The sequence below is a fragment of the Acinetobacter sp. YH18001 genome, from assembly GCF_013416975.1.
In the GTDB taxonomy this organism is placed as follows: domain Bacteria; phylum Pseudomonadota; class Gammaproteobacteria; order Pseudomonadales; family Moraxellaceae; genus Acinetobacter; species Acinetobacter pseudolwoffii.
In genome coordinates this window covers 1-18,490 of record NZ_VPEU01000029.1, presented here as the reverse complement: position 1 = coordinate 18,490, position 18,490 = coordinate 1, and the positions used below count along the sequence as shown (strand labels likewise).

Annotated in this window: 13 protein-coding genes and 1 pseudogene; 2 read left to right on the top strand and 12 right to left on the bottom strand. The window is 44.0% G+C overall.

The genetic code is table 11. The annotated features are described in order from the left end of the window. Positions 1 to 274 precede the first annotated feature (274 nt). Positions 275 to 1,117 (top strand): universal stress protein, encoded by an 843-nt coding sequence (locus FTV48_RS10045; RefSeq protein ID WP_005171275.1) that lies wholly within the window; start codon positions 275 to 277, stop codon positions 1,115 to 1,117. Between the two features lie 170 nt (positions 1,118 to 1,287). On the opposite strand, the gene FTV48_RS10040 is transcribed toward FTV48_RS10045, so the two are convergent. The 12 genes from FTV48_RS10040 to FTV48_RS09985 form a co-directional block, all read right to left on the bottom strand. Beyond that, positions 1,288 to 1,953, bottom strand: coding sequence for an O-methyltransferase (locus FTV48_RS10040; protein ID WP_005096677.1), 666 nt, complete (start codon positions 1,951 to 1,953; stop codon positions 1,288 to 1,290). 133 nt (positions 1,954 to 2,086) lie between these two features. Continuing rightward, the gene (locus tag FTV48_RS10035) at positions 2,087 to 2,803 is read right to left on the bottom strand and encodes a D-Ala-D-Ala carboxypeptidase family metallohydrolase (RefSeq protein ID WP_074382876.1); all 717 of its coding nucleotides are present in this window, start codon (positions 2,801 to 2,803) and stop codon (positions 2,087 to 2,089) included. Positions 2,804 to 2,939: 136 nt separating this feature from the next. Continuing rightward, positions 2,940 to 3,263, bottom strand: coding sequence for a ferredoxin FdxA (gene fdxA, locus FTV48_RS10030; RefSeq protein WP_004279936.1), 324 nt, complete (start codon positions 3,261 to 3,263; stop codon positions 2,940 to 2,942). A 196-nt stretch (positions 3,264 to 3,459) separates the two neighbouring features. Continuing rightward, positions 3,460 to 6,108, bottom strand: a complete 2,649-nt coding sequence (mutS, locus tag FTV48_RS10025; RefSeq protein ID WP_180000189.1) for a DNA mismatch repair protein MutS — start codon at positions 6,106 to 6,108, stop codon at positions 3,460 to 3,462. Positions 6,109 to 6,443: 335 nt separating this feature from the next. Beyond that, a complete protein-coding gene (locus FTV48_RS10020) occupies positions 6,444 to 8,450 on the bottom strand; it encodes a triacylglycerol lipase (RefSeq protein ID WP_100328711.1) in 2,007 nt (668 codons plus the stop codon). Between the two features lie 123 nt (positions 8,451 to 8,573). Further along, a complete protein-coding gene (locus FTV48_RS10015; RefSeq protein WP_005171266.1) occupies positions 8,574 to 9,515 on the bottom strand; it encodes an ABUW_2363 family tetratricopeptide repeat lipoprotein in 942 nt (313 codons plus the stop codon). 120 nt (positions 9,516 to 9,635) lie between these two features. Then, complete coding sequence (gene cysE, locus FTV48_RS10010) at positions 9,636 to 10,445, bottom strand: serine O-acetyltransferase (RefSeq protein ID WP_005096684.1); 810 nt, start codon at positions 10,443 to 10,445, stop codon at positions 9,636 to 9,638. Next, positions 10,445 to 11,293 (bottom strand): RNA methyltransferase, encoded by an 849-nt coding sequence (locus FTV48_RS10005; protein WP_005096685.1) that lies wholly within the window; start codon positions 11,291 to 11,293, stop codon positions 10,445 to 10,447. The genes cysE and FTV48_RS10005 overlap by 1 nt, the downstream gene beginning before the upstream one ends. Positions 11,294 to 11,330: 37 nt before the next feature. Further along, positions 11,331 to 14,903, bottom strand: coding sequence for a DNA polymerase III subunit alpha (gene dnaE, locus FTV48_RS10000; RefSeq protein WP_180000187.1), 3,573 nt, complete (start codon positions 14,901 to 14,903; stop codon positions 11,331 to 11,333). 324 nt (positions 14,904 to 15,227) lie between these two features. Continuing rightward, the gene (locus FTV48_RS09995) at positions 15,228 to 15,923 is read right to left on the bottom strand and encodes a methionine ABC transporter permease (RefSeq protein WP_005096687.1); all 696 of its coding nucleotides are present in this window, start codon (positions 15,921 to 15,923) and stop codon (positions 15,228 to 15,230) included. Further along, complete coding sequence (locus FTV48_RS09990) at positions 15,920 to 16,945, bottom strand: methionine ABC transporter ATP-binding protein (protein ID WP_005171261.1); 1,026 nt, start codon at positions 16,943 to 16,945, stop codon at positions 15,920 to 15,922. Before FTV48_RS09990 ends, FTV48_RS09995 begins: the two co-directional genes overlap by 4 nt. A gap of 76 nt (positions 16,946 to 17,021) precedes the next feature. After that, positions 17,022 to 17,897 (bottom strand): MetQ/NlpA family ABC transporter substrate-binding protein, encoded by an 876-nt coding sequence (locus FTV48_RS09985; RefSeq protein ID WP_005096689.1) that lies wholly within the window; start codon positions 17,895 to 17,897, stop codon positions 17,022 to 17,024. Between the two features lie 500 nt (positions 17,898 to 18,397). Between FTV48_RS09985 and FTV48_RS09980 the strand changes: the two are divergent. Beyond that, positions 18,398 to 18,490, top strand: a pseudogene (locus tag FTV48_RS09980) (catalase); the annotation flags it as partial.

Sequence of the window (18,490 nt, the reverse complement as noted above, 5' to 3'; positions counted from 1 at the left end):
TAAAGACCTCTTCCTTGTGCAACAGTATTGCTGACTTCCTAACAGCAAGAGGGAATTTCGCTGATATGAATTAGAAAATGATTTTAAAAGCATTTTAATGATCTGAATTTAAGTGTTTGGCCTAATGGCTGAATTATTCTTCTAATTATCGGTCAATCACATAAAAGTTAACATATTTCAATTCAAGCCTTACAGATTTTGCTGCACATTTTATAAAGCTTATGCTAAGTTAAAAATAACAAAGAAATTTTTATCATAAATAGAGAGGCTAAACATGAAACGTGTCATCGCCTGCATCGACTCATCACCATGTATAAACGCGCTGGCAGACGCGGCGGCATGGATTGCCAAACAGACTGGCCGTGAACTGGTCCTGTTACAGGTTTTGGATTATTACCCGGCCAGTTATCATCTGGGGGAAATCAGCGGGGTTATTGGCTTTGAAAGCAATGCCATGTTACTCAAAGAGCTGGCTGAGCTTGAACAGAAACAAAGTGAAATCGCGCTGGATTATAGCAATAACCTGCTGCAACACATTTCCGAGCGGATTCTGGCAGAACACGGTATTCAAACCACACATATTCAGGAAAAAGGGGATTTTCTGGAGCAAAGTTTCCAGATTCTTGAGCCGGATGATATCGCATTAATTGGATTGCTCGGTGAGCGCTCAGCTGAAAAGAATAAACCGATCGGCACCAATGTCGAGAATTTTATTCGTGGTGCCAATTGTACGGTCATGACCGTTGGGGAGCAGTTTAAACCGCCAACACGATTTATTTTTGCCTATGAATATTCTCCAACCTGTATCAAAATGATGAGACGGATTGCGGAAAGTGATCTGCTGCGTTTATTACAATGTCACCTGTTATATATTGGCGATCATGCCGAAATTTTAACTGAGCCGCTGCAATATCTGACTCAAGCGGGTCTAGATGTAGTGCCGCAATATCGCTATGGCGATGTCGCCGAGAATATTTTGACCTATCAACAGGAGATGGGTATTCAACTGATTGTTCTGGGTGCATTTAGTCACAGCAAAATCCATCAGTTTTTCCTCGGTAGTATTGCCACCACAATTTTCCGTAATTCCAAAGTGCCTTTACTGGTCGCAAAGTGAGGATTGCCTAAAAAGCAAACAAAATTAAAATTTAAACGTAAATTGTTACAGCTTGATTTAAAAATGATCAGAGTTATCCTCATATATTGTGGATAACTCTGTGGTTAATGTTTTTAAGTTAATGTTATATATAATAAATATGGCGCTGGGTAATTTTTGTTCTTCTGATTTTATTTGACAATCGCAAGTGCAAAACCATCATGTCCTTTACTGCCTACAGTCTGTAAAGCGGTACAAGACAAGATACGTGGATGATTTTGCAGCGCTTTAAACATGGCACGGATGCCTTCAATACTTGGCTTGTGATTGTCCGGATTGATAATCTCGCCTGCACGGATTACATTGTCCAGAAAAATAAGTGTACCTGAATGCGACAGATTTAAACTGAGTTCCAGATATTCCGGATAACTCTGTTTGTCTGCATCAATGAAGATAAAATCAAAAGCCTCGGTCTCTGCGGGTAGAGCTTTGAGTACATCTGCTGCACGACCACATTTCAGTTCAACAGTTTGCTTGAGCTGGGCACGGTCAATATTTTCCTGACCCATTGCCGCGTGGGTATCACGTCCTTCAATTGTCAGGATATAGCCATCATCGGGCAAAGCACGTGCCAACCACATGGTGCTGTATGCGGCAAATGTTCCGAGTTCCAGTACACGTTTACATTGATTCATCTGGATCAGCATCTGCAACAACATGCCTTGATTTGCTGCTACAGCCAGATGATCTGGCAGACCATGCGCAGCAGTATTTTCCAGAGTCTGATTCAGGATGGGATCTTCAGGAATTAAATGTGACTCAATGTAGTTGTCAATGTCTGTCCACATGTGTTGCATAGTTTTAGCACCATCAATTGCGATGGGTGCATTTTAAACTTTTCGCGGCATAGCGCAATTTATTGTGCTATAGCTGCTGTTTTTTTAGGCTACATAAAGTCCTAAATGAACTTTGTATAGCCGTTGTCATGACTTAGTAATTACACATTGAGGAGTTTCGCCCCAGACTTGGCCCCCAGGTACGGTAACCTTGGGTATCGATGTGGATCTGACCAGAAGCATACATGCCGAGTCCCATATTCAGACTTTGACCATGTTGCGCCCAGAACTGGCACAGTTTGAACTTGGTATTTTCAATATAACTATAGTCTTGCGCTTGTGGATATTCTGGGCCAATACGAAAATCGATGGCAGAATTATACAGATGGCGTGAAGAATTGGCGCCACCGGCACACTGGTTTAAAGGCAGGTCACGATAGACGGAAGTGACTTCAAAATCAGTCAGGACATTGGCGGCTACTAAATATTTAAATACACGCAAGGTTGGAACCTGATTGGCCCATAATTCACGGCTTGGAATCATGTACTGTGAACGACCACATTTGGCCCAGTCTCGCGCGGTGCGCATTAATTCAAAACTGGGAATAATATTACCTACGCCATTGCGTTCCAGAAACACTTCGTACTCACGTACACGTGATAAATTATCCAGCGCAGAGACCCAGTGGGTATACAGATAAGGTACAGTTTTGGGTTGGACTTTGCGGTCGTATTGAACACGTTCTTGGGGAATATAAATCCGCTTTCCATCGGGCACGGTCTGTCCCGGTGGTTTTGTGGTCGTGGTACAACCCACAAAAACGAGAGGGATTACACACAGACTCAATAATCCCTTTGCAAAATTCTTCATTTATAGAAATCAGATATTTATAAATAGCGCCATTTTAGACTAAATATACGGAGAAATTTGGAGAATATTGCAATAAAATGTGTGGATTGAGTATAAAAAAGATCAGCATGTGCTGATCTTTTTTAACTGAAATTAATTACTTTTCAAGATATTGTAATTTGTCAGCTTTACCATTCCATTCTTCACGATCTGCTGGCTGGTCACCAATTTGTGTGATATTTGGCCATTTTTGCGACAGGTCAGCATTCAATTCAATAAATACTTCTTGGCCTTCTGGTAATTCATCTTCAGAGAAAATTGCATTCGCCGGACATTCAGGTTCGCATAAGGCACAATCGATGCACTCATCCGGGTTAATCACCAGGAAGTTAGGACCTTCATAGAAACAGTCTACAGGGCAAACTTCAACACAGTCTTGATATTTACATTTAATACAATTTTCAGTGACAACGAAGGTCATGGCGACAGCTACCTAAAAAATATGGTTCTATTTACGAATACTGTATTTTAGGCAAAAACAGGGGGAACTAACAATTCCTTTTATTGATATTTGTTATATATAGGGCTGTTAAATTTGAAAAAAGCCGGAATAGGGCTAAATTCAAGTATAAATCAGTGATAGACCCCATAGGGGATGAGGTCTATGGCTCAGAGAATTACCCCGGCTGTTTGAGTAAATCTTTTAGTGCATATAATTGTGCTAAGGCTTCGCGTGGACTCAGGTTGTCTACATCGATGTCCTCAAGTAATTCGAGAGCTGGAGATTCTTTCTCAATTTCGATAATACGTTCCACTGGCTCTACAATTTCCGGCAGTGCAAATAGATCATGTTGTAGACTCTTTGGTTTGACCAGTTGTTGCTTTTCCAGAATCTTTAAGCGGTTTTGTGCTTCTTTAATGACTGATGCCGGAATACCGGCAAGTTTCGCCACCTGTAAGCCATGACTCTGGCTGGCAGGGCCATGTTGTACCTTATGTAACAAAATCAGATTGCCATTCAGTTCTTTAGCCGTGACATGGTAGTTATCAATGCCGCTTTCTTTATCGAGTTCGGTCAGCTCAAAATAATGGGTTGCGAATAGACACAGGCATTGAATGCGTTTGCTCAGATCCAGCACACAGGCCCAGGCCAGAGACAGGCCATCATAGGTACTGGTGCCACGACCGACTTCATCCATTAGTACCAGCGACTGACTGGTGGCATGATGCAGAATTTGCGAAGTCTCGGTCATTTCCACCATAAAGGTCGATTTGCCAGTCGATAAATCATCGGCAGAACCAATACGGGTGAAAACCCGGTCAATAGGCCCTAAAGTCGCAGCTTGTGCAGGAACATAAGCCCCGCAATACGCCAGCAAGACGATCAATGCGGTCTGGCGCATAAAGGTCGATTTACCGCCCATATTGGGTCCGGTAATAATCGCCATGCGATGGGAAAAGTCCAGTCGCGTATCGTTCGGTGTAAAAGCAGTTTTGCTTAAAGCTTCCACCACCGGATGACGGCCAGCAGTGATACTTACACCGACTTCAGGGCTGAATTTTGGCCGTGACCAGTTGCGTAAACGTGCCTGATGGGCAAAGTTTGCCACCAGATCAATCTGGGCAATGGCACTGCTCATCATTTGTAAATTGCCGATATCCTGACGTAATTCATCCAGCAGCATTTCAAACAGCATTTTTTCACGCGCCAGAGCACGGGATTCACTGGATAAAACCTTATCTTCAAAGGCTTTCAGTTCAGGTGTGATATAGCGTTCAGTATTTTTCAGAGTCTGACGGCGGATATAGTGCTCGGGTGCCTGTTCGGCCTGAGCACGTGAGAGTTCAATATAATAACCACTCACTCGGTTATAACCAATTTTCAGTCCCGGAATTCCGCTGGCTTCACGTTCTTTAATTTCCAGATCAATCAGGAACTGGCTGGCGTGATCACGAATCTGACGTAATTCATCCAGTTCACTATCAAAGCCTTCGGCAATCACATTCCCATCACGCAGCAATACCGGCGGATTTTCTACGATGGCAGACATCAAGCGTTGATGCAGGCCATGGAAATCTCCGAGTTCTTCATTGAGCTGGATTAATAGCTCAGACTGTTGTTGACTGACAATCGGCTGTAGGGCATGGCGTAAAAATGGAATTTGCGCACAGGCCTGACGTAGTTGTACCAGATCCCGCGGTCGGGCACTGCCCAAAGCAATTCGGCTCAGAACACGTTCAATATCGCTAATTTCCTTAAGTACCAAACGTACAGGTGCTTCATGGAAACCTTTTAGCAGGGCCTGGATGGCATCCAGACGTTCATCCAGCAAGGCAGTGTCACGCAAAGGCTGCATCAGGGTGCGACTCAGCAAGCGTCCACCCATAGCCGTCTGGCAATCATTAATTAACTGGAACAGTGAAGTACCATGCTCAAATAAAGGCTCAATCAGTTCCAGATTGCGACGTGTCACTGGATCTAGGGCGATAAAGTCGGAACTCTGTTCTAGCTGAATCGAACGAATATGTGGTAAAGCGGTTTTCTGGGTTTCTTTGGCATAGTGAATCAGTGCCGCAGCGGCAGCTTTTGCCAACGGCAAATGATCAATCCCGAAACCGGAAAGTGTGCTGACGGCAAACTGGTCGCACAAGGTCTTTTGCGCATTGTTCAGGTTAAAGTCCACATTGGGACGCTTCGTCACGGAAATATCAAGTTGCTGCTTGAGTTGCTCGGTCAGCATCGGATCAGCGGTATTTTCATCCAGCAAAATTTCGCTTGGCATTAGGCGCGCCAGTTCAATCATGAGCTGGTTGAGATCATAATCCTGCTGCTGTACTTTAAACAGGCCGGCGCTGAGATCGAGCAGTGCAATCCCGATCTGATTTTGCTGAATACATAAAGCCACCAGATTAGAGCTTTGATGTGCACCGAGCATGGCATCATCGGTCAGGGTGCCCGGGGTGATAATCCTTACCACGCCGCGCTCCATGGGGGCCTTACCGCGAGTGCTTGTGCTCTCGCCCTCACCAATCTGTTCACAGATCACCACTGTTTCGCCTTTTTTGACCAGACGGGCCAGATAGCCTTCGGCTGCATGGTAAGGCACACCTGCCATCGGGATCGGCTGACCATTGGCTTTACCGCGATGGGTCAGGGTAATGCCTAAAATTTTGGCTGCCTTGTGTGCATCTTCAAAGAACAGTTCATAAAAATCACCCATACGATAAAACATCAATGAGTGTGGATGCTGCACTTTCACCGACATGTATTGCTGCATCATGGGCGTTAAGGTAGAAAGATCAGCCATAATTTCCGAACTGGTCATTAAAAATAAATCCTTTCAACAAGAGAGAAATGCAAATACTGATAAGCAGCGTATGCACAAAAAATTAAAGCACATCTAAACAGATCTATAAAAATATTTTATCGAGGATCTGCTCAGGAGCATAGTGAATGAAGTCGCTTATCTTAGGGTGCTTTAAATCAAGATTGACACAAGTCTATCAAATTTAATTTTTAGAAAGAAATGAAATCCAGATGAATGTTTAAGTCATGCGACAGATCTGTCGGTCTGAGTTTTTATTCAGCATGATTTCCAATTTTAAAAAACAAACCACTGGATGTGAACATGCAGTGGTTGATTTAAATTAAGGGAATTGTTTATTCGGGATCATAAAGACCAAGGTCAGACAGGTGTAATCTGAGAATCCGGCGCAATTCCAGTACAGCCTCAGGGGTTTCCTGAATGGAATGGCCACCCTTGATCACTTTACTGGATACCGCACCTTGCAAATAAGCACTTTCGTAGGAAACAATCCCATCACTCATCAGTTGAGGTTCTGTAGTATCTACGGTATTACCGATGATGGAGTGAAATTTGAAGCCGGTATAGGGCTGAATGTTTTTAGTCAGCACATTGAATTTCGAATTTTCACTCAAATCACTCGGGCCATTTTGAATCAGGTCATGTCCCAGTTCTTTGACAAATTCTTTTAATCCGATTTCGCCTTGTAAAGTATCAGCAAAGGCACCTAAAAATGCACCTGGAACCCGAATAATTTTACGCGCCAGTTTGGTATGCCAGCGATTGGCATATTCTGTGCCACGATGCGGTGTGGCCAAGAAAATCGCCCGACTAAAATTTGGAATCGGCTGCATTTGCAGGCGTGCTTGAAACAGCGGTTTATCCTTAAACTGTTCAATACGGGTATTTTGTACCAGTTTAAAAGCATCTTGGCTGATATCGGCATTGCTGACCATCAAACGGGCAATCACGCCGCCCATACTATGTCCGACCAGTACGGCATCTTTTTTAGCTGCGGCATTGTTCGCGACCTGGGCAAATCCTTGCTGAACCAGTGCATTGATTTGAAAACGGCTTTCCAGAATCGGCATGTTGGTGGAATAAAACACCTGCCAGACCTGAAAGTTTTCTCTTAGAACCGGATCACCCATAATATCGTTGGTCATACGAATCCAGGCTTCGGGGCTGCTGGCCAGACCATGGACCAATACCAGGATCTTCTTGTTCGGATTATAAGGTTCCAGCATATACAGGTGGGGCATGCTCAGACTATCATCCCGATCAATCAGGGTCAGATAGGCCAGACGCCCCAGATTGTTCTCGGCCAGCCATAAACCATAAGGTGCTGAAAAATTGGCTGCCAGAGCATATTCCTTAGAAGCGACCTTAATTTTTTCATATTTATAGGGATCATAGAGTTTCAGATGAAATTCGGAGGTCGATAAAATCTGTTCAGTACTATTGGCTGATTTAGGTACAGCGGTGATCGTGGTGGCCAGATATCGTGCTGCGTGGATATTGGGATTGATACCATTCGGATATTTGTGATTGAGTGGGTCAGTAATATATTTTTTATCTTTTTCGGATGGTTGCTGCTCCGGTAGAACCACTAAAAACTCTGAACCAAAACCGTCACGACGGGTAATTGAACGAAGCCCAGAGAAGTTCATGTTGTAGGTGGATAATAGTTGCTCAATGGGCTGGTTTTTCAGCTGCGGAAAATTTTCCAGATCAATGCTATACACACTGTTACCCACCTGAATCCGTTGGCCGGAACGCTTGGTTTCATAACGTTCAGCATAGCGTTGAATCAGATGAGCAATCGCCAGGTTATAAAAATCACGAATCTGAACCTGACGGTTGTCGAAAATACGGTCTTGCGGGGCACGCTCGGTTTTAAACAGGTAGGCATAACTATAACGAATGCTTTTATCCAGCATGCTGAGCTGCTGATCCAGACATTTCTGGATATTCTGTTTTTGCAGCTGTTGCTTTTCCTGAGATTGGGTCTTGCTCAAAACACTGGTGTTGCACTCGGCTGACTTGGCATTCTGTAAAGAATTGGCGAGATACAACTCACTTGCTGTAGAAAGTAATTGTTCATCTAAAATCTGGGGAATCTTTTTAAGATCCTTTACACATTCTTCGGGCTGGTCAATACAGATCTGGGCTTCACGCCCCGTCATGGACAACACATTTAGACTGGCTTCGCTCAGTTTGTCGCGCGTCAAAATACTGTCACGCTCATTGCTGAGTGTGACATTAAGTGCCTGTTCCTTAACACTGACCACCTGACAGCCGCTCAGCACGCTGGTGATGACTAAAGTGCACAGTATTAATCTTTTATTTATTTTTTCGTGCATAAAACCTTTCACTGAATTTAAGTTGTAAGTTTGGATAATGGTTTGTATTTTACTAATTTTTTCTCATAAAAATAGACCGCCGTAGCAGTCTATTTGTAATCAGAGAAAGAAGATAAATTTTGATTATGGCGTTTTAGGCGTTGCAGCAGCTGGAGCTTGATTTGCGGTTTGCAGAACTTGCCAAACATTCCAGCGACCTTGTTTCTCAATTTCCTGAATGAGACGGTCTGCCACTTCAGCTTCTTGCGGGTATTTCACTTTATAGTTTGCCAAGGTTTGAGCCGCATTTTTTTTCTGTTCCAGCGCAATATAATTATTGGCTGCAGCAAGATAGGCTTCCTGAACGCCAGCTTTCATGGCTTTGTCCAGATAAGGAATCGCTTCACGTTGACCGCCACCTTCAGACAGGCCAAAGCCGAACCAGAAGTTCACTTCAGGATCATCTTGGTTGATCTTAAGAATCCGTTGTGCATAGGTTAGGGATTTGGTGGTATAGACTGAACCCAGATCCAGATTACGTGCCATGACACTGGCTTTAAATGCACGTACCAGAACATCGAAAGAGGCATTTTCACGTGCAGCTAAAGTATCCAGCTGTTGAGTGACTTCACGCAGTTTGGCTTCAAAGCCACGACGTTCCTGACGATCGCTAAAACGTGGTGGATAATGACGTGCTTTACCTTCCACCATTTGCAGGAAATCATCAATCTCGGTGATGTCGATTTCATTGGTATTTGCCAGAGCCGCATAACGCATTGAACGTGTATTGCTGTCTACAATGGGAATAATCAGTTTATTGACATCCAGGGTCAATTGCTTGGATGGATCATTTGGATGAGTCACGACCATTTTGGTCACGGGTTGAGCCGCAGCTTTTTGCAAATGCACCTCAAACGGAGGTGGTTCATTATAATTGAATGGATTTAATGCATAAAATGGCGGACTTAATTCAGGTTCTACAAAAACCACTTGATCCACAGGTTTCTCAGCAGACTTCTGAGAGACGGTCGAACATGCAGTCATTGTGAATGCTAAACAAGCAAGTGCCAAGGGCTTAAAGGTCATAATATTCATCCATTCGTGTTATTTTTTAAAACAGCTAGTACAAAAATCACATGACCGTCAGTCTATGAAAACTCTAACGATCATGCAAGTAAATGCATGTTACAGAATTGAACGCTCTATTCAGGCTTTAGACTGACTGGTTTGAGCTTCACATTCACGGCGCGCTTCTTCCAGAATCTGTAATTCTTTTTTGCTTAAAGGCTGCCCATCTTGTTGCTGTTTATTAAAGGTCGGATCCAGCAAAGAAAGACGGTTGCACAAGTTGTTCATGCGTTTTTCATTTTGCTGAATACGGTCCAGCAGAATGCGCATACCCTCCAGAATTGGATCAGACTGGTCTTCAGTTGCAGCATAGGGCTGGAAGCCGATACTTTCTGCATAATCACGACGACGGGTTTCTGCATCATCCTTCGGTTTGTTTTTGGTAATAAAGCGTGCAGGGTTACCCACAGCCGTCGTGTTTTCAGGAACTGCTTTAGTCACGACCGCATTAGAACCGACCTTGGCATTTTTACCGACAGTAAATGGCCCTAAAATCTTGGCACCAGCGCCAACCACCACGCCATCTTCTAAAGTTGGATGGCGTTTGCCTTTATTCCAGGTCGTTCCACCCAAAGTCACCCCATGATAGAGGGTAACATCATCGCCAATTTCTGCAGTTTCCCCAATTACGACACCCATACCGTGATCAATAAAGAAACGACGGCCTATCTTGGCGCCCGGATGTATTTCAATACCAGTCGCAAAACGGCTAAATGAAGACAATGCACGTGCAGTTCCCTTACAGTCTTTGTTCCATAGCTCATGTGCCATGCGATGCATGATCAGCGCATGGATGCCAGGGTAAGTGGTTAAGACTTCTAAGGTATTGCGTGCTGCAGGATCGCGCGCAAAGACAGCTTGTATATCTTCTTTGAGCTGTTTTAGCATTAGATTTGATCCTCGTCCTGTGATGATGTATGTGAAGATTTTTTCCACGTGCCGTTATTTAAGGCCTGAACGCGGCTGAAAATACCACGAAGTAAATGATATTCCATACGATCTAATTGTATACGTCCAAAGAGACGACGCAAGCGTAAAGGCAATAATCTTGGATTTTTTGGGTCCATAAATTCAATTTCGGCCAGCATTTTTTCCAAATGCGGATAGAACTGTTCCATCTGCGCATGATTCACCAAAGGCTCATCCCATTCCATTTCAATGCCATCAATGACTTGCATGGTTGCTTTAGCATCACGTGGTTGTTCAATCTGGCTCATGGCTGCCATGCGCATTTCATAGCAGATCACCTGAATGGCTTGAGCCACATTCAGTACGCCGTAATCGGTATTGACTGGAATGGTCAGGTGATAGTTGGCCATTGCCAGTTCTTCATTGGTCAGACCGCGGTCTTCACGGCCAAATAGAATTGCAACTTCTTGCTGCTCTTGTACCACGGCGCTCATGGCTTTTGTCGCAGCAGGGCGCACATCTAACAGCGGCCAGGGAATGGTACGGCTACGTGCGCTGGTACCGAATACAATCTGACAGTCTTTAATGGCATCTTCGAGCGTTTCTACAATCTCGATCTGCTCGATCAGGTCAGTTGCGCCTGCGGCCAGTGCATCAATATCCGGATGCGGATAGGTTTTTGGCGCCACCAGAACCAACTTGGACAGGCCCATGGTTTTCATGGCGCGTAAAGCACTGCCGATGTTGGCAGGTAAAGTGGTATTGACCATGACAATACGCACATGGGAGAGATGTGCTGAAACAGCAGCATTGTCAATTTGACTCATGAGGATTCCAATTTAAAGGTTTTTTAAAGATCAGGATTTATGAATATTGTGGCTGGGATTCAGCCTGATACAGTTCCAGCGCATCGTCCATGCTCATGCCAGCAGGTGGTGGTGGAACATTGACCGGTTTGGCCTGTTCATAAGAAACAGCTTTGGCGGCTTTGGACTTGACCTGATATTCAATATGCAATGCTTCTTTACCAAAATAATCACGCAATTTAGCCAATAGTTCGTCCAGTGGTGCCACTTTCCAGTTGAGACCCAGATGAAGTTCAGTCGTAGCATAAGGATAGTCTAAATACAGAATTACCGGAATATGCGCTGACATGTCGATATTGGTATATGGTGTCAAAATCTGCTGCAAGTCACGACTCAGACTTTTACTGAAATGCTCGGCAGTTAGGGTGATTTTAATGCTGTTGGCACGCTTCTGGCGAATTTCATTCAGGCTAAAGGCTTTAGTAAGACGTCCCATTGGGCGGTCAAAGCCTTCACGCTCATAAATTTCACCTTCAATCACCACAACTTTATCCAGCTGGATAATCTCTTTAAAGCGGTTAAAACGTTCATGATTGGCTGAAATTTCAATACGCGCCGTACCATCATCCAGGGTCATCATCATCCGGTTCGGGAAGTTGGCAATATCCACCACCAGTCCTGCAAAGACGGTGGTGACACCACGGCGGGTCGGCGTCAGCTCATTGATCTGACTAGGTACAAAGGATTTCAGTTCATTACGATAGACATCAATCGGGTGGCCGGTGAGGTACAGGCCGAGGGTGTCTTTTTCACCTTTCAGGCGAACTTCATCCGCCCATGGCTTGACCGGTTTAGAGGGTTTGCGCTGAACTTCTTCCACTTCACCAAACAGATCCATGATGCCGGTTTCACGGTTGGAGCGCGCCTGTTCCGCAGCTTGCACCGCTTCAGGCAGTTGTGCCATCAGGTCGGCACGATCAATGCCTAAACAATCCAGCGCACCGGAGCGAATCAATGCTTCCAGGGTACGTTTATTGATTTTTTTCAGGTCAATACGATGACAGAAATCAAACAGGTCACGGAAAGGACCTTCTTGTGTACGCGCGTCAATCACTGATTGCATCGCAGCTTCACCGACACCTTTAATCGCACCCAGACCATAGACAATGGTTTGTTCATCCGTGGCATGGAACTGATACAGCGACATATTCACGGAAGGTGGTAAAACTTCCAGATGATTCTTGCGACAGTCATCAATCAGGAATACCACGTTGTCGGTGTTCTGCATCTCCGAGGTCAACACCGCAGACAGGAATTCCGCCGGATAATGCGCTTTTAGCCATGCAGTCTGATAGGCAACCAAAGCATAGGCCGCAGCATGTGATTTGTTAAAGCCATAGCCGGCAAACTTTTCCATATAGTCGAAAATATGGTTGGCAGTGGCTTCATCAATGTCTTTTTTCGATGCACCTTCAATAAAGATCTGGCGCTGTTTGACCATCTCTTCCGGTTTTTTCTTACCCATGGCACGACGTAACAAGTCCGCGCCACCGAGGGTATAGCCGGCACAGTACTGTGCAGCCTGCATGACCTGTTCCTGATAGACCATAATCCCGTAGGTGGGTTCTAGTACGCCTTCAAGCAAGGGATGCAGATATTCAAAATCGCCTCCATGCATCCGGTGGATAAAGTCAGGAATCAGATCCATCGGGCCCGGACGGTACAGCGACACGAAGGCAATAATTTCTTCAAATTTGCTTGGGCGTGCCTCTTTCAGCATCTTCTTCATGCCCACGGATTCAAACTGGAATACCGCGGTGGTGTTGGCATTGGCAAAAACCAGATACGCGTCTTTATCTTCAAGCGGGATATAGGCAATGTCTAAAGGCTTGTCAGATTTGATGCGTTTATTAATATTTTTAACTGCATCTTCAATTACGGTCAGGTTACGCAGACCCAAGAAGTCAAACTTGACCAGACCAGCAGATTCAACATCATCTTTATCGAACTGTGCCACGCGTGAAGTACCATCAGCCTCACACATGACGGCAGAGAAATCGGTAATTTTGGTTGGTGAGATGACCACACCGCCGGCATGTTTACCGGTATTTCGGGTAATACCTTCCAGTTTTAGTGCCATTTCCCAGATTTCAGCCGCATCATCATTATCTGGGTTGGATGGATTGGTGACGATATCTTTAAGCTGTGGTTCGGCTTCTAGCGACTCAAGCAAGCTTAAACCCAAAGGCTTGGTCGGGATCATTTTCGAGATACGATCGGCCAGACCATAAGATTTACCCAAGACACGCGCCACATCACGAATCGCACCTTTGGCCGCCATGGTACCGAAGGTGGCAATTTGCGAAACTGCATCACGGCCATAAGTACGCGCCACATAGTCAATCACGCGGTCACGACCTGCGATACAGAAATCGACGTCGAAATCGGGCATCGACACACGTTCCGGGTTCAAGAAACGTTCGAAGAGTAATTCATAACGTAGCGGATCAAGATCGGTGATTTTTAAGCTATAAGCCACCAGTGAGCCTGCACCTGAACCACGCCCCGGGCCTACTGGAACGCCGTTACTTTTCGACCACTGAATAAAGTCCATCACGATCAGAAAGTAGCCCGGAAACCCCATCGAGTTAATGATATTAATCTCGTACTCGATTCGCTCATCATAAGGCTTGCGAACTTCTGGCCAGTGTTCATCACGCTGTTCAGGTGGATACAGGAAATTCAGACGTTCTTCCAGACCTTCTTTGGACAAGTGTGCAAAGAAAGTATCAATGGTATGACCTTCAGGAATCGGATAATCCGGCAGAAAGTATTGACCCAGTCGCAATGTGACATTACAGCGTTTGGCAATGTGGTAAGTGTTCTCAATCGCAGAGGGAATATCCGAGAACAGCTCTGCCATTTCCTCAGCAGATTTAAAATATTGTTCAGGTGAATAGGTTTTAGGGCGGCGGTTATCCCCCAGTACATAACCATCGGCGATACACACCCGGGCTTCGTGGGCTTCATAATCATTGCGGGTCATGAAGTGCACGTCGTTATGTGCCACTACACCGATATTATATTTTTTGGCCAGTTTCACTGCTTCCAGAATGAAGTCATCTTCATCCGGACGGTTGGTGCGGGTCAGGGCGATATAAACGCGATTGCCGAATTTTTTGACCCATTCTTCCAGCAAGGGTTCAGCTTTTTGCGGATTTGAACTCATCAGCATCTTGCCGACATCGGAATGCATGCCGAGCAGGGCAATCATGTCCTCGGACTGGTTTAAAATCCATTGTTTTTGTACGCAGGGAATGTCTAATTGCTGACCACTGATAAAGCCTTCAGACACCAGTTCAGTCAGGTTACGCCAGCCTTTATTGGTCATCGCCAATAAGGTCATACGATGTTCGGCATCATTCAGGCGAATTTCAGAACCGAGGATCGGCTTGATGCCTTTGCCTAAGCATTTGCCATAGAACTTGACTGCGGCATGCAGGTTAGACAGATCCGTCAGCGCGAGGGCAGGCATCTGTTCTTTTTCGGCAGCTTTGACCAGGTCAGGTATCCGTACGATGGATTCAGTAATCGAAAATTCTGTATGAATACCAAGATGAACAAAGTGCATAGATGAGTCCCTGCTAAAACTATTAAATAGTTTAACATGGGATTTATTGTTTCAGTTTGAAAATGAGGGGAAATGCTGAACTTTTAGATTTTAATTAAATGTTGATTTGGGGCTTTGTCCATATCTATAACGAGATGGGATTGTTAACCGAAATTGAATTTCTGACTAGCGACATGGATGTCACCAGTTGATCTGATGGTACATCCCAGTACCACAGATCAACGGGCGACTTCCTGTCGCCATGGCACGTATCAAATAGTTGCAGGACTTTACTTTGAAATAATGAGAAAGGGTTCGTAAGTATTAAAAACAATAAAAACTAGATTAACGAAGTCGGGACAACCAGTCCCCCAGACTTTGTACAATCTGTACCAAAATCAATAACACAATCACCGTCATGATCACCACAGAGGTATCGAAACGCTGATAACCGTAAGAAATGGCCAGATCACCGATACCGCCGGCACCGACAGCACCCGCCATTGCTGTTGCACCAATCAAGCTGATGGTGGCAGTGGTCAGGTTCAGAATCAGTGAACTACGTGCTTCAGGTAAGACAAACTTGAAGATAATCTGCATTGGGGTTGCACCCATCGCTTGCGCAGATTCAATAATGCCTTCATTCACTTCCAGTAATGAGGTTTCAACCAAGCGACCAATATAAGGGCCGACATAAATAGTCAGTGGTACAATTGCGGCCCAAGTACCAATTGAAGTGCCGACCAAAAACTTGGTCAGCGGAATAACGGCAATCAGTAGAATAATAAATGGTAGTGAACGTAGCGCATTGACAATCGGATTGAGACCGTGATAAATCACACGATTTTGCAAGATGCCGTTAGGACGCGTCACCACTAAAGTAATTGCCTGAATAAAACCCCAGATACAGCCAAACAGCATTGCGAAGAACACCATATGAAAGGTTTCTTGCAGCGCTGTCACAAATTGATCCATCGACAGCGAGCTTTTCCAGAACGGCGCAGTAATTGTCGTCAGCCACTGTACAATTAAATCTCTCATGCCTGTACTCCTGCTTGATCTACCTGTACGCCGTTATCTTTCAGATATTGCACTGCAGCGCTAATCTCTGCGGAATCACCCAGGAGCTGAATAAACATCTGACCAATCACCGAACCATTAATTTCGGTCATGTTGGCAAACAGGATATTTAAACTGATATCAAACTGTTTAATCACGGCCTGAATCACCGTTTCCTGTGCCGAGCTACCAAGGAATTTTAAACAATAAATACTGTGATGATTCTGGTTTTCCAGATTATTCAGAATATTGACCGGCAAATGTTGCTGAAGCACGGTTTGAATAAAATTTTTGGTGGTCGGGTGTTGCGGCTGACTGAAGATCTGTAGCGTGCTGCCGGTTTCAATCACATCACCTTTTTCCATCACAGCGACATAATCACAGACGGTTTCAATTACATCCATTTCATGAGTGACCATGACAATGGTAATACCTTGCTCTTGATTGATTTTTTTGAGTAATTGCAGAACTGATTTGGTGGTTTGTGGATCGAGTGCCGAAGTTGCTTCATCACAAAGTAAAATCTTGGGATGGTTGGCAAGGGCACGGGCAATCCCGACGCGCTGTTTTTGACCACCAGACAATTCATCCGGAAAAGCCTGCCGTTTATGTTTCAGGTCAATAAAATCTAATAATTCTTCGAGGCGTTTTTCCCGTTCAGCCTTGCTCCAGCCCAGAAGCTTCATAGGCATTTCGATATTGGCCGCCACGGTTTTGGTTTGCATTAAATTAAAATGCTGGAAAATCATGCCGATATTGGCACGTTCTTGACGCAATGTTTTGGCATCGAGTGCGGTAAAATCTGTTCCATTAATGATAATCTGACCTGAGCTTGGACGCTCAAGTAAATTAATCAGACGGATGAGGGTACTTTTACCGGCACCACTATAACCGATGATGCCAAAAATACTGCCGGTTGGAATCGATAGATTAATCTGATTCAAGGCATGCAAGGTTTGACCCTTAAGCTCATACTGTTTTGAAATATCTTTAAATTCAATCATAGTGTCAAAAACTGCATCACGGATAAAAAAACAGGCAAGAAATCGTCCTTGCCTGTTCTAAAAGACTATTATAGTACTATTTTGATTCAGTTAAATACGTCACCGGCTTGTTTACTGCAACTTTAGTGCCACCAAAATTTTCATCGACATACGCTTGAACTGCTGGCGTATGATACAAGGCACCTACTTTTTGCAGTACAGGATCCGTTTGACGATCTGCTGCAACCGCTAATACGTTTACATTCATTTTTGTGCTTTGATCAATTGGCTCATAGTAAACCGCATCTTTTAATACGTTTAAACCGCCTTCCATTGCCAGCGTATTGCCTAGCACAATTGCATCAACTTCATCTTTTACACGTACTGCAGTTGCCATTTGAATAGGCTTAATCACGATTTGTTTTGCATTTTCAGCCACATCAGCTGTTGTGCCTTTTACATTGTCAAAGCCAGCTTTTAATTTGACCAGACCTGCCGATTGTAAAAGTAATAACGCGCGTGATTCATTTGCACCGTCGTTTGGAATGGCAATGGTTGCACCTGTTTTAAACTCATTCAAAGATTTTACTTTGCTTGAGTAAATTCCCATTGGTTCTAAATAGGTGGTAGACAATGGTGCAATTTTTGCTGTATTGGCATCATTATACGCAACCATATAGGCATATGACTGGAATGCATTGACATCGATTTCTTTATTGGCAACGGCTGTGTTCATTGACACATAGTCAGTGAAATTTTTCACATCAAGTTTAATGCCGGCTGCTTTGGTTTCAGGTAATGTGGCGATATAGCGCCATACATCTGCATCTGAACCGGTCGATGCCATGGTTACGGTTTGAAGGCCATTCGCATCATTGGCTTGTGCTGCATCATTGGCAGGCGCTTCTTGTTTGCCACACCCAGTCAAAGTTAATACAGAGGCACTCAATAAAACGCCAAGTAATTTTTTCATGAAATTTTCCTAATTTTAATCTTGCCTAGAGTATAAGCATTTTTAAATCGTGTTAAATAAGATTTTTATACGATCTAAGTATGTGTCCTGATCGTTGTTGGTACTGGCCTTAAACTAAAAGATCCAAGCCTACAGCAATCGTTCTGGTGAACGCGATCAAGTCAGAAATGCCACAAACCTGATTGTAAATAATCTATTTTGGAGAGAAAAAATAGATAGTTTATAAGCACATGAAGTAGTTTGAGCATTCTGGGATTGTCGATATCATAGCAATAAAACTATATTCGATATACTGGATAGCAAAGCCTTGTTTAGCTCTTTAATTGAATAAAAAACCAAGTTGTTTTATAAAAATATTAATTAAAACAATATTTTATTTATATTAGGGGTATGGTTTTTAGGGAGTTGTTTAAATAGTGAGCTTTATAAGATTTTATCCAATCTAAATCATAAAAATGGATATATATGATTTATTGATGGAATCAAAGTAGCGTTGCGCTGTTCCAGACGGTTATCGTCACATGCATGGTTTTGGCAGCCATACCTTTAGCTTTATCAATGCCAATAATGAACGCTTCTGGGTGAAATTCCAT